Source organism: Micromonospora sp. CMU55-4 (genome assembly GCF_011602315.1).
Taxonomy (GTDB): Bacteria; Actinomycetota; Actinomycetes; order Mycobacteriales; family Micromonosporaceae; genus Micromonospora; species Micromonospora chalcea.
Window position 1 is genome coordinate 17163 of the sequence record NZ_JAAOLH010000004.1, and the last position, 14688, is coordinate 31850.

Sequence of the window (14688 nt, forward strand, 5' to 3'; positions counted from 1 at the left end):
ACCCCGATACGGAGTGGCCCGATGCCCACTGAGGCAGAGTTCCTCGACTACCTCCGGCGTGCCACTGCCGACCTGCGCGACGCGCGCCGGCGGGTACGCGAGGTGGAGGCCAAGGACCGCGAGCCGATGGCCGTCATCGGCATGGCGTGCCGGTTCCCGGGCGGGGTGTCCAGCCCGGCCGAGCTGTGGGACCTCGTCGACCGGGGCGGCGACGGGGTGGGCGACTTCCCGACCGACCGGGGCTGGGACCTGGAGCGGCTCTTCAACGTCGACCCGGACAACCCGGGCACGTCGACCAGCAACCAGGGCGGCTTCCTCTACGACGCGCCACAGTTCGACCCGGGCTTCTTCGGCATCAGCCCCCGCGAGGCCCTGGCGATGGACCCGCACCAGCGGCTGCTGCTGGAGACCTCCTGGGAGGCGTTCGAGCACGCCGGCATCGACCCGCAGGCGCTGCGTGGCAGCCGGACCGGCGTCTTCGCCGGGGTCATGTACCACGACTACGCGTCGCGGGTGCTGGACCTGCCCGACGGCGTCGAGGGCTACATCGGCACCGGCAACTCCGGCAGCGTGGTGTCCGGCCGGGTGGCGTACACCTTCGGGCTGGAGGGCCCGGCCGTCACTGTGGACACGGCATGCTCGTCGTCGCTGGTCGCCGTGCACCTCGCGACGCAGGCGCTGCGCCAGCGGGACTGCGACTTCGCGCTCGCCGGCGGTGTGACGGTCATGTCCACCCCGGGCACCTTCGCCGACTTCTCCCGCCAGCGGGGCCTGGCCTCCGACGGCCGGTGCAAGTCGTTCGCCGCCGCCGCCGACGGCACCGGCTGGTCCGAAGGCGTCGGCGTGCTGCTCCTGCAACGGCTCTCCGACGCCCGCCGCGACGGCCGGCGCATCCTCGCCGTCGTCCGGGGCAGCGCGGTCAACCAGGACGGCGCCAGCAGCGGACTCACCGCCCCCAACGGCCCGTCGCAGGAGCGGGTGATCCGGCAGGCCCTCGCCAACGCCCGGCTCTCGCCGGCCGACGTCGACGTGGTCGAGGCGCACGGTACCGGCACCACCCTCGGCGACCCCATCGAGGCGCAGGCGCTGCTGGCCACGTACGGGCAGGACCGGGGCGACGGCGGGCCGCTCTGGCTGGGCTCGGTCAAGTCGAACCTGGGTCACACCCAGGCCGCCGCGGGCGCCGCCGGCCTGATCAAGATGATCGAGGCGATCCGCCACCGCACCATGCCCGCCACCCTGCACGTCGACGAGCCGTCCCCGCACATCGACTGGTCCGCCGGGCAGGTCTCGCTGCTGACCGAGGCGCGCGCGTGGTCGGCCACCGACCGGCCGCGCCGGGCCGCCGTGTCGTCCTTCGGCATCAGCGGTACGAACGCGCACGTCATCCTGGAGGAGGCGCCCGGCGACGACGCCCCGTCCACCGACGAGGCACCCCCCGCCGTCGACGCGCCGGTCGCGCTCCCGCTCGCCCCGGTGTTCCTCTCCGCCCGTACGCCAGAGGCGCTCGCGGGGCAGGCCGGCCGCTGGGCCGACCACCTCGCCCGCATCGACGCCCCACGTCCGGTGGACGTCGCGGTCTCCTCGGTCAGCCGCGCGGGGCTCGAACACCGCGCGGTCGTCCTGGCCGGCGACGCCGACGACCTGCTCGCCGGGCTGCGGGCCCTCGCCGCGGGCGAGCCGACCGGCGCCGTCATCACCGGCGCGTCGGCCCCGCGTGGCCGGGTGGCCTTCCTCTTCTCCGGCCAGGGCGCGCAGCGCGCCGGCATGGGTCGCGGGTTGTACGCGGCGTTCCCGGTCTTCGCCGCCGCGCTGGACGAGGTGTGCGGTCACCTGGATCCGCTGCTGCCGCGTCCGTTGCGGGAGGTGCTCTTCGCCGGGGCGGGCACGCCCGGGGCGGAGCTGCTGGATCAGACGGTGTTCACCCAGGCGGGCCTGTTCGCCGTCGAGGTGGCGTTGTTCCGCCTGATCGAGTCGTTCGGTGTGGTGCCGGACCTGGTGGCCGGGCACTCCATCGGCGAGATCGCGGCGGCGCACGTGGCGGGCGTGCTCTCCCTGGCTGACGCGTGCGCGCTGGTCGCCGCGCGGGGAAGGCTCATGCAGGCCCTGCCGGCGGGCGGCGGCATGCTCGCCGTGGCCGCCGACGAGGCCGCGGTGGCCGCCTCCCTGGCGGGGCTGACCGGCCGGCTGGACGTGGCCGCCGTGAACGGCCCCGCCGCCGTGGTGGTCGCGGGCGACGTCGAGGCGCTCGACGAGGTGCAGCGGGTGTGGTCCGAGCGGGGTGCGCAGACCCGCCGCCTGCGGGTGAGCCACGCCTTCCACAGCGCCCGGATGGACCCGATGCTGGCCGAGTTCGCGGCCGTCGCCGAGGGACTGACGTTCCGGCCGCCGACGATCTCTGTGGTGTCGAACCTGACCGGCCGCGTCGCCGACGCCGACCAGATCTGCGACCCGGGCTACTGGGTGCGCCACGTACGCGGCACCGTTCGCTTCGCCGACGCCGTCGACTGCCTGCGGGCGGAGGAGGTCGACACCTACCTGGAGGTGGGACCGAACGGCGTCCTCACCGCCATGACGCAGAACTGCCTCGCCGAGCGCGCGGAGGACGAGCCGGCGCCCCTGCTGGTGCCGGTGTCGCGCCACGACCGGCCTGAGCCGCAGGCCCTCCTGGAGGCCCTCGCGTCGCTGCACGTGCACGGCCGCGCCGTCGGCTGGGCGGGCCTGCTCGACCGGGCCGGCGGCCGGCACGTCGACCTGCCGACGTACGCCTTCGAGCACCAGCGCTACTGGCTGGAGCCGGCGGGCCGCTGGACGGACGTCTCCGGTGCCGGCCTCGGCGCGGCCGGGCACCCGCTGCTCGGCGCGGCGGTCTCCGTGGCCGGCGAGGACATGGTGGTGCTGACCGGCCGTCTCTCGACGTCGACGCACGCGTGGCTCGCCGACCACGTCGTCTCCGGCGCGGTGATCGTGCCGGGCGCTGCCCTGGTGGAGTTGGCAGTGCGGGCGGGTGACGAGGTGGGTGCGTCGCGGGTGCGGGAGCTGACCGTGGCCGCGCCGCTGGTGCTGCCGCAGGCGGGTGCGGTGCGGGTGCAGGTACGCGTCGGCGCGGCCGACGAGGCGGGCGTGCGTGTGGTGGCCGTGCACTCGCAGCCCGAGGGTGATCCCGAGGCGGAGTGGGTTTCGCACGCGGAGGGTGTGCTGGAGCCGGCGTCGGCCGACGAGCCGGGCGTGGGGGAGTGGCCGCCGGTCGACGGCGTCGAGGTGGACGTGGCGGGCTGGTATCCGGCCCTGGCCGAGCGCGGCCTGTCGTACGGGCCGGTGTTCCGGGGGCTGCGCCGGGTGTGGGCGTGCGGTGACGAGGTGTTCGCCGAGGTGGTGTTGCCGGACGAGGTGGCCGGTGACGCCGCGGGGTTCGGCGTGCACCCGGCGCTGCTGGACGCCGCGCTGCACCCGATCGGGCTGCTGTCCGGCTCGGAGGGCTCGGGCGGGGCGCGGGTGCCTTTCGCGTTCGAGGGTGTGCAGGTGTGGGCCTCGGGTGCGCGGGTGCTGCGGGTGCGGTTGACCCGCAACGGTTCGGCGGTGCGCCTGGTCGCGTGCGACGAGTCGGGCGCGGCCGTGGTGTCGGTGGACACCCTCGCCCTGCGCGAGCTGACCGGGGTGTCGGCGTCCCCGGACGCGTCGGCCCGGTCGCTGTTCGAGGTCGCCTGGCAGGCCCAGGAGGTCGCCCCGGCCGGGGACGCCTCCGGGTGGGCGCTGCTCGGCTCGCCCGCCGCCGGCCTGCCGGCCGTCGCTGAGCTGCCGGTGTACGCCGACGTCGAGGCGGTCGCCGTGGCGTCGGGTGTGGCGCCGCGTCTGTTGCTGGTGCCGGCGGGTGGCCTGCGCCGGGCCCTGCACGCCGAGACGGAACCTGCTTCGGTCTCCGGTGAGATGCCCGCCGCCGTCGACAATGGCCCCGAGTCGGTGCGGGCGGCGACGTCGCAGGTGCTGGCGACGGTGCGGTCCTGGCTGGCGGCGGACGCGCTGGCGGAGTCGCGGTTGGTGGTGGTGACCCGGGGTGCGGTGTCGGTCGGGGACGGAGACCGGGTCACCGACCTGGCCGCAGCGGCGGTCTGGGGTCTGCTGCGATCGGCGCAGTCGGAGCATCCGGGTCGCATCGTCCTGGCGGACGTCGACGGTGACGTGGACGCCGGGCTGCTGGCTGTGCTGACTTCGGTGGCCGACGAGCCGGTGACGTTCGGTGGTCAGGTCGCGGTGCGCTCGGGTGAGGTGTTCGTGCCGCGCCTGGTGCGCGCGGTAGCGCCCTCGTCGGCGGACGGTGCCGTGGTGGGTGACGGTGCGGTGCTGGTGACCGGCGGTACGGGTGCGTTGGGTGCGTTGGTGGCGGAGCATCTGGTGTCGGTGCACGGTGTGCGGTCGCTGGTGCTGGTGTCGCGTCGTGGTCCGGAGGCTGCGGGTGCGGGTGAGTTGTCGGAGCGGTTGTCCGCGTTGGGTGCGTCGGTGCGGGTGGTCGCCTGCGACGTGACGGACCGGGACCAGGTGTTCGGGCTGGTCGGTGAGGTTTCCGCCGAGGGTCGGCTGGCGGGTGTCGTGCACACCGCCGGCGTCCTGGACGACGGTGTCGTGGAGGGGCTGACGGCGGCGCGGCTGGCCGGGGTGTTGGCGCCGAAGGTGTCGGCGGGTTGGTTGTTGCATGAGGCGACGGCGGGTCTGGATCTCGACTTGTTCGTGGTGTTCTCGTCGGTGGCGGGTGTGTTGGGTTCGCCGGGTCAGTCGGCGTACGCGGCGGGTAACGCGTTCCTCGACGGGCTTGCGGTCCACCGGCGGCAGCTCGGGTTGCCTGCGGTCAGCCTCGCCTGGGGCATGTGGGACACCCCCGGCATGGCCGCGTCCCTCGACGAGGCGGACCGGGCGCGATCGACCCGGGGCGGCATCACCGCGATGAGCGCCGAGACCGGGCTGCGGCTGTTCGACGCCGCCCTGACCGCCGGCCGGCCGGCCCTGGTGCCCGCCGTGATCGACCTGGCCGCCCTCCGGGCCGCTGCCGGCGCCGGCCTGGTGCCGCCGATGCTTCGTAACCTGGTCGGTACGACCACGACCCGCCGCCAGGCGGGACAGGGCACCACCTGGGCGACCCGCATCGGCGGCCTGACCGCCGACGAGGCGCGCGCCCAGCTCGACGTGCTGGTACGCGGCCTCGTCGCGCAGGTGCTCGGGCACGGCGGGGCGGAAGCCGTGCCCGCCGACCGGGCGTTCCGCGAGCTGGGCTTCGACTCGCTGACCGCCGTCGACCTGCGTAACCGCGTGAACGCGGCCACCGGCCTGCGGCTGCCCTCGACGCTCGTATTCGACTACCCGACGCCGCAGGCGCTCACCACCCATGTGCACGCCGAACTGGCCGGCGCCGCAGGTCGCCCCGCCGCGCCGGGCGCGCGGACCACCACCCGCGCCGACGAGCCGCTCGCGATCGTGGGCATGGCCTGCCGCTACCCGGGCGGCGTCGAGACGCCCGACCAGCTGTGGGCGCTGCTGGCCGCCGGCGGGGAGGGGATCGGGGAGTTCCCCACCGACCGCGGGTGGGACCTGGAGAGCCTGTTCGACCCCGACCCCGACCACCCCGGCACGTCGTACACCCGCCACGGCGGTTTCCTGTACGACGCCGGCGCGTTCGACCCCGCCTTCTTCGGCATCTCGCCCCGCGAGGCCCTCGCCATGGACCCCCAGCAGCGGCTGCTGCTGGAGGCGTCGTGGGAGACGTTCGAGTCGGCCGGGCTGGACCCGCAGCGGCTGCGGGGCAGCCGGACCGGTGTCTTCGCCGGCGTCATGTACCACGACTACGCCTCCCAGCTGATGGAGCTTGCCGACGAGGTCGAGGGCTACGTCGGCACCGGCAACTCCGGCAGCGTCCTGTCCGGCCGGGTCGCCTACACGTTCGGCCTCGAAGGCCCGGCGGTCACCGTCGACACCGCGTGCTCGTCGTCGCTGGTGGCGCTGCACCTCGCCGCGCAGGCGCTGCGGTCGGGTGAGTGTGATCTGGCGTTGGCCGGTGGTGTGACGGTGATGGCGACGCCGGGGACGTTCATCGAGTTCTCCCGGCAGCGCGGTCTGTCGCAGGATGGTCGCTGCAAGTCGTTCGCGGCGTCGGCCGACGGCACCGGCTGGTCCGAGGGCGTCGGCGTGCTGCTCGTGCAACGACTCTCCGACGCGCAGCGGGAGGGCCGGCGTATCCACGCCGTCCTGCGCGGCACGGCCGTCAACCAGGACGGCGCGTCGAACGGGCTCACCGCCCCGAACGGCCCGTCGCAGCAGCGCGTGATCCACCAAGCCCTCGCGAACGCCCGCCTGACCCCGGCCGACGTGGACGCCGTCGAGGCGCACGGCACCGGCACGACGCTGGGTGATCCGATCGAGGCGCAGGCTCTGCTGGCCACGTACGGGCAGGAGCGTCCCGTCGACCGGCCGCTGCTGTTGGGGTCGGTGAAGTCGAACATCGGGCACACGCAGGCCGCCGCCGGTGTCGCTGGTGTGATCAAAATGGTCATGGCGATGCGGCACGGCCTCGTCCCGCCGACCCTGCACGTGGACGAGCCCTCCCCGCACGTCGACTGGACCGCCGGGGCGGTCGCACTCGCCACCGAGCCCACCCCCTGGCCGGCCGTGGACCGGCCGCGTCGGGCGGCGGTGTCGTCGTTCGGGATCTCCGGCACGAACGCGCACGTCATCATCGAGCAGCCGCCCGCCGAGACGGCCGGCGCGCGGCCCACCGACCGGCCGCGCGCCGACGTCGTACCCCTCGTGCTCTCCGCCGTGGACGCCCCGGCGCTGCGCGACCAGGCGGCCCGGCTGAAGGCGCACCTCGCGGCACACCCGGAGCTGGCGCCGGCCGACGTCGCGCACGCCCTGGTCACCACCCGGGCCACGTTCGACCACCGCGCCGTCGTCCTCGGCCGCGACACCGTCGACCTGACGCGGGCCCTGGAGTCGTTCCACCTCGGCGAGGCCACCGCCGCCGTCACCGGCGTCGCGGCGCGCGCCGCCGACCCGGTCCTCGTCTTCCCCGGCCACGGCGACCCGTGGCCCGCCGCGACCGTCGAGCTGCTGGACCGGGCACCTGAGTTCGCCACCGCGATCGCCGCCTGCGAGGCGGCCCTCGCCCCCCACGTGGACTGGTCGCTCGCCGCCGTGCTGCGCGGCGCGGACGGCGCTCCCACCCCGGCCGACCCCGGGGTGGCGCCGGCCGTCCGGTGGGCCGTGGCCGTCTCGCTGGGACGCTGGTGGCGCTCCCTCGGCGTACGACCCGCCGCCGTGCTCGGGCACGCTCACGGCGCGCTCGCGGCCGCCTGCGTGGCCGGCGCGCTGTCGCTGGAGGACGCGGCGAGGACGATCACCCTCGCCAGCCCGGCGGAGGACGGCCCGGACGCGCTGGCCGGGATCACCCTCCGGGCGGCCGACGTGCCGCTGTACTCGGCGACGACCGGCGGCCCGGTCGACACCGACGGCCTCGACGCCGCCCGGTGGTATCGGGACCTGACCACCGACGCCGACGCCGAACCGGCCGTACGCGCCCTGCTCGACCAGGGCCACCGGGTCCTCCTCGAGGCTGCCCCGGCGACCGTGCTCGCCGCCGGCATCCGCGAGAGCGCGCGGGCCGACGACGCCGTCGTGGTGGCCGCCGACGACACCGTGGCCGGCGGCTGGCAGCGCATGCTGACGGTCCTCGCCGGACTGCACGTGCACGGCGTGCCCGTCGACTGGACGGCGATCCTGGGCGCCCCCACCGGCCCGCCGCCCCCGCTGCCCACGTACGCCTTCCAGCGCCGGCGCTACTGGCCGCAGCCGACGGCGGTGACCGCCCCCGCCCCCGCCGGCACCGACGAGGCGGACCGGCGCTTCTGGGAGGCCGTGGAACGCGCCGACGCGTCTGCGCTGGCCGCCGCCATGCGCATCGACGAGGCCACGGTCAGCTCCCTCGACCCCGCGCTGCCGCTGCTCTCCTCCTGGCGCCGGCGCCGCCGCGACGAGTCCACCGTGGACTCGTGGCGCTACCGGGTGACCTGGAAGCCGCTGGTCGTCGCGCCGGAGGCCACCCTCGCCGGCACGTGGCTGCTGGTCGTGCCGGCCGCCGAAGCCGAGCACCCCCTGGTCGACGGCGTCGCCCGGACGCTGGGCGAGGGCGGGGCCGAGGTCGTCCGGATCGACGTGCCGGAGACGGGCCGGCCGGTGCTGGCCGAGCGGCTGGCGCGTACCGGCGGGCCCGTCGCCGGGGTGCTCTCCCTGCTCGGCCTGGACGACGCGCCGCACCCGGCCCACCCGGTCGTCCCGGCGGGTCTCGCCGCCACGTACGCCCTGGTCCAGGCCCTCGGCGACACCGGCGTCACCGCCCCGCTGTGGTGCGCCACCGCCGGCGCGGTCTCGACCGGCCGCGCCGACCAGCTCGACCGCCCCCGCCAGGCGATGCTCTGGGGGCTCGGCCGGGTGGTCGCCCTGGAGCACCCGGACCGCTGGGGCGGACTGCTGGACCTGCCCGCCGAGCTGGACCCCCGGGACCGGGCCCGGCTCGTGGCGGTGCTGGCCGGCGTCGACGCGGAGGACCAGCTGGCGCTGCGCCCCTCCGGGGTGTTCGCCCGGCGACTGGTCCGCGCCCGCGCCGAGCGCACCGCGACGCAGGACTGGCGTCCCGCCAGCGGCGCCGTCCTGGTCACCGGCGGCCTCGGGTCCATCGGGGCCCAGGTGGCGCGCTGGCTGGCCCGCGAGGGCGTGGTTGAGCTGGTGCTGACCGGCCGCCAGGGCCCCGCCACGCCCGGCGCCGACGAGCTGGCCGACGAACTGCGCGCCGCCGGCGCCACAGTCACCGTGGCCGCCTGCGACGTCGCCGACGCGGCCGCCGTACGGGCCCTCGTCGAGCGGCTCGCCGGGCAGGGCACCCACATCGGGGCCGTGTTCCACACCGCCGGCGTCGCCCACGCCGCGCCCGTCGCGGCCACCGACGTCGCCGACCTCGCCGACGCCCTGCGGGCCAAGGTGGCCGGCGCGGTCAACCTCGACGAGGCGTGCGGCGACGAACTGTCGGCGTTCGTGCTCTTCTCCTCCGGCGCGGGCGTCTGGGGCGGCGGGCACCAGGGCGGCTACGCCGCCGCCAACGCCTTCCTCGACGCGCTCGCCGAGGACCGGCGACGGCGCGGACGGGCCGCCACCGCCGTCGCCTGGGGTGCCTGGGACGGCGGCGGCATGGTCGACGCCGAGGGCGCCGCCGACCAGATGTTCCGCTCGGGCGTCCGGGCCATGCGCCCCGACCTCGCGGTCTCCGTCCTGGCCGAGGCGCTCGACCACGGCGACACCACGCTCACCGTGGCGGACATCGCCTGGGACCGGTTCCTGCAGACCTACACGCTGGCCCGCCCCCGGCCGCTGATCGCCGACATCCCCGAGGTGGCCCGGCTGCTCGCGGCCGGGCAGCGCGACGGCGGCACGCCCGACGCGGCGTCCCCGCTCCGCGGCCGGCTGGCCGGCCTCGCCGCACCGGAACGCCGTCGGGTCCTGCTCGACCTCGTACGCGTCCACGCGGCGGCGGTGCTGCGCCTGTCCTCGCCGCAGGCGCTGGCGGCGGACCGGTCGTTCCGGGAGATCGGCTTCGACTCGCTCAGCGCCGTCGAGATGCGCAACCGCCTCGCCGAGGCGGTGGGACTGAACCTGCCGGCGACCCTGGTGTTCGACCGCCCGACGCCCGACGCCCTCGCCGAGCACCTGGCGGGCCGGCTCGCGGGCGACGACACCCCGGCGACCGAGCCCGTGCGGGCCGCCACCGCGCTGGACGAGCCGATCGCCATCGTGTCGATGAGCTGCCGCTACCCCGGCGGCGTCGCCGGCCCCGAGGACCTGTGGCGACTCGTCGCCGAGGGACGCGACGGCATAGCGGAGTTCCCGACCGACCGGGGCTGGGACCTGGCAGCCATCTACGACCCCGATCCCGACCGGCCCGGCACCTCGTACGTGCGCGAGGGCGGCTTCCTCACCGACGCCGCCGGCTTCGACGCCGCCCTGTTCGGCATCTCTCCGCGTGAGGCGATGGTGATGGACCCGCAGCAACGGGTGCTGCTGGAGAGCGCCTGGGAGCTGTTCGAGCGGGCCGGCACCGCGCCCGCCGACATGCGGGAGACCAACACCGGCGTCTTCGTCGGCACCAACGGCCAGGACTACGCGACGCTGCTGATGGCCGCCCGGGTCGAGACCGAGGGCTACCAGGCCACCGGCAACGTCGCCGCCGTCATCAGCGGTCGGCTGGCGTACCACTTCGGGTTGCAGGGTCCCGCCGTCAGCGTCGACACCGCCTGCTCGTCGTCGCTGGTGGCGCTGCACCTGGCCTGCCAGTCCCTGCGGCAGGGCGAGTGCGACGTCGCGGTTGCCGGCGGCGTGACGGTGATGGCCACCCCCGGCCCGTTCCTGGAGTTCGCCCGGCAACGGGGGCTCGCCCTCGACGGCCGGTGCAAGTCGTTCGCCGGGGCCGCCGACGGCACCGGCTGGGGCGAGGGCGTCGGCTTGGTGATGTTGCAGCGGCTCTCCGACGCCCAGCGCGACGGCCGGCGGATCCTCGCCGTCGTGCGCGGCTCGGCGATGAACCAGGACGGCGCCAGCAACGGCCTGACCGCCCCCAACGGGCCCGCGCAGGAGCGGGTGATCAACCAGGCGCTGGCCAACGCGCGGCTGAGCGCCGCCGACGTGGACGCCGTCGACGGGCACGGCACCGGCACCCGGCTCGGCGACCCGATCGAGGCGCAGGCCCTGCTGGCCACGTACGGGCGGCAGCGCCCCGCCGACCGGCCGCTCTGGCTCGGCTCCGTGAAGTCGAACATCGGCCACACCCAGGCCGCCGCCGGCGTCTCCGGCGTGATCAAGATGGTGCTGGCCCTCCAGCACGACCTGCTGCCGCCCACCCTGCACGTGGACGAGCCGTCGCCGCACGTGGACTGGTCGTCCGGTGCCGTCGCGCTGCTGACCGAGGCGCAGCCGTGGCCGGACGTGGACCGGCCGCGCCGCGCCGGCGTGTCGTCGTTCGGGGTCAGCGGCACCAACGTGCACGTCATCCTCGAACAGGCGCCCGCCACGCCCTCGGCCGACACCGCCGCCCCCCGTCCGGCCGGCGCCGACGCGCCCACGACCGGCTCCAGCCGCGGCACGCCCGGTGCCGCCGACGGGACGCCGCTGCTGCCGTGGGTCGTATCGGCAGACACCGCCGACAGCCTGCGGGCGCAGGCGGCCCGGCTGGCCGACTGGCTGCCGGGCAGCGGAACACCCGCGGCCGACGCGGCCCGGGCACTGGCCACCGGACGGTCCCCGCTGCGGCACCGCGCGGTGCTGCTCGCCGCCGACGCCGACGCCGCCCTCGCCGGCCTGCGGGCCCTGGCGGCCGGGCAGGACCACCCCGGGCTCACCCGGGGCGCCGCCGAGCCCGGCGGCGCGCTGGCGGCGCTCTTCTCCGGCCAGGGCGCGCAGCACGCCGGGATGGGCCGACGCCTGTGGGAGACGTTCCCCGTCTTCGCGGCGACCCTCGACGAGGCGTGCCAGCACCTGGACGCGTACCTGCCGCGGCCGCTGCGCGGGGTGCTGTTCGCCGAGCCCGGCACCGCCGAGGCCGACCTGCTCGACCAGACCGTCTTCACCCAGGCCGGGCTCTTCGCCGTCGAGGTGGCGCTGTTCCGGCTGCTCGAACACTGGGGGATCCGGCCCGACTTCGTGGCCGGGCACTCGGTCGGGGAGATCAGCGCGGCCCACGTCGCCGGAGTGCTCGACCTGGCCGACGCCTGCGCGCTCGTCGGCAACCGGGGGCGCCTGATGCAGGCCCTGCCACCCGGCGGCGGGATGCTCGCCGTCGCCGCGCCCGAGGTCGACGTGCTGCGGGCCCTGTCCGGCACGCCGGGACAGCCCGCCGTCGCCGCCGTCAACGGGCCGGCCGCCGTCGTCGTCGCCGGCGCCGAGGACGTGCTGACCGAACTGGCCGCCCACTTCGCCGACCTCGGCGTACGCACCAAGCGGCTGCGGGTCAGCCACGCCTTCCACAGCCCGCTGATGGAGCCCATGCTCGCCGAGTTCGCGGCCGTCGCGGCGACCCTGTCGTACGCCCCGCCGACGGTGCCGCTGGTGTCGAACCTGACCGGCACGGTCGTCGACCCCGAGCAGCTCTGCACACCCGACTACTGGGTCCGCCACGTCCGCGAGGCGGTGCGCTTCGCCGACACCGTCACCCACCTGCACTCCCATGGGGTGACCCGGTTCCTGGAGATCGGGCCGGACACCGTGCTGACCGCCCTGACCGCCGACGCGCTGCCGGTGGACGCGCCGGTCGTCGTGACCGGCGTGCAGCGGCCCGGCCAGGACGAGGTGGCCACCCTGCTCGGCGCGGTGGCCCGGCTGCACTGCCACGGCGTGCCCGTACGCTTCCCGGCACTGCTGCCCGGCGCCGCCGCCCCGGTGGACCTGCCCACGTACGCGTTCGCCCACCAGCGGTTCTGGCCGACCCTCGACGCGGCGGCGACCCACACCCCCGCCGCCGCGCACGACGACGTCGACTCGGCGTTCTGGCGGGCCGTGGCGTCCGGCGACGGCGACGCGCTCGCCGGCCGGCTCGGCCTCGACGCGGACCGGCCGCTGCGGGAACTGCTGCCGGACCTGGACCGGTGGCGGCGCCAGCAGCAGGAGGACACCCTCGCCGGCGGCTGGCGCTACCGGATCACCTGGCGCCCGCGGGCTCTCGTCGCGGGTGCCGTCGACGGCACGTGGACCCTGGTGCACAGCGGTACGGACCAGCCGGTCGTCGACCGGCTCGCCGAACTGCTCACCGCGCGGGGCGGCATCGTGCGGCAGCTCGCCGTCGACCCGGCGACGACCGACCGGAGCACGCTCGCCGGGCAGCTCGCCGCCGCGGCGTCCACCCGGATCGTGTCGCTGCTCGCCCTCGACGAGCGGGCGCACCCCGACCGCTCGGCCGTGCCGCTGGGCCTGACCGCGAACCTGGCCCTGGTGCAGGCGGTCACGGACGCCCTGCCACCGGTGCCGCTGTGGCTGCTCACCCGGCGGGCCGTGGCCACCGGCGCCGACGACCCCGTAGCCCACCCCGCCCAGGCCACCACGTGGGGCCTCGGCCTGGTGACCGCGCTGGAACACCCCCGGCACTGGGGGGGCCTGCTGGACCTGCCCGCCACCCTGGACACCGCCGCCGCCGAGGGAGTCCTGGCGGCCCTCACCGCCGCCGGCGACGAGGACCAGCTCGCGGTGCGTGACTCCGGGACGTACCTGCGGCGGCTGGAGCGCGCGCCCCGCGCCGAGGCGCCGGCCGGCTGGCAGGCGCCGGGCACCGTCCTGGTCACCGGCGGCACCGGCGCCGTCGGCCGGTACGCCGCCGGCTGGTTCGCCCGGCACGGCGCGCGGCGGCTGCTGCTGGTCAGCCGGCGCGGCGCGGCGGCCCCCGGCGCGGACGAGGCGGTGGCGGAACTGGCCGCTCTCGGCGCCGAGGCGCGGGTGCTGGCCTGCGACCTGGCCGACCGGGACGCGGTCGCCGACCTGGTCCGTGGCCTGCGCGCCGACGGTGAGACCGTGCACGCCGTGGTGCACGCCGCCGGGGTGGGCCGGCTCAACCCGGTCGCCGCCGTGACCGAGGCGGAACTCGCCGACGTCGTCTCCGGCAAGATCGCCGGCGCGCGGCACCTCGACGAGTTCCTCGACCCGGAGGCGCTCGACCTGGTCGTGCACTTCTCCTCCATCGCGGCCGTCTGGGGCGTCGGCGACCACGGGGCGTACGCCGCCGGCAACGCCTTCCTGGACGCCTGGGCGCAGTCCCGGCCGGCCGGGCGGGCCCGGCACCTCTCGGTGAACTGGGGACCGTGGGCCGGCGGCGGCATGGTGACCGACGCGCACGCGGCGGCCATGAGCCGGCGCGGGGTGTCCCTGCTCGACCGGGAACCGGCGATGGCCGCCTTGCGCGCCGGCCTCGACGGCGACGACACCGCCCTCACCGTCGCCGACATCGACTGGGAACGCTTCGCGCCGGTGTTCGCCTCCGCCCGGCCCCGGCCGCTGATCAGCGAGATCGCCGAGGTGGCCGCCCAGGCCGCGGCGGCGCGCGCCGACGCCGAGGACGGCGACCAGGTCGCCGGCGAACTGCGCAAGCGGCTCGGCGAGTTGTCGCAGGCCGAACAGGCACGGCTGCTGGTCGATCTCATCCGCACCGCCGCGGGCGAGGTCATCGGCCACGACAGCCCGTACGCCGTGGAGGCCGGGCGGCCCTTCCGGGACCTCGGCTTCGACTCGCTCACCGCCGTGGAGCTGCGGGGCCGGCTGGCCCGCTCGACCGGGCTCAGCCTGCCCAGCTCGGTGGTGTTCGACCACCCGACCCCGCAGGCGCTGGCCGAGCACCTGCGGGCCGAACTGCTCGACGAAGCGTCGGTCGAGGCGCTACCCACCCTCGCGGAGCTGGACCAGTTGGAGGGCGCCCTCGCGCTGCGCGACCCGGACGACATCGGCCGGGTGCGGATCACGATGCGCCTGCACAACCTGCTCGAACGGCTCGGCGCCGCCGAGGAACGCCGGGAGGACACCGCCGGGGTGGCCGGCCGGCTGCGGGCGGCCAGCAACCAGGAGCTGTTCGACCTCATCGACCAGGACCTCGGGCTCTCCTGAGCCGCCCGGGATCTGTGGTGT

Annotated in this window: 1 protein-coding gene; it reads left to right on the plus strand. The window is 76.3% G+C overall.

The annotated features are described in order from the left end of the window. The first annotated feature begins 21 nt into the window (after positions 1-21). Entirely contained in the window at positions 22-14667 is a 14646-nt protein-coding gene (locus HA073_RS08880; protein ID WP_166456120.1) for a type I polyketide synthase, read from the plus strand. Positions 14668-14688: the final 21 nt, after the last annotated feature.

Bases quoted from the DNA above. Each gene is read 5' to 3' on its own strand.
- HA073_RS08880 (WP_166456120.1), top strand. From the start codon at position 22: ATGCCCACTGAGGCAGAGTTCCTCGACTACCTCCGGCGTGCCACTGCC.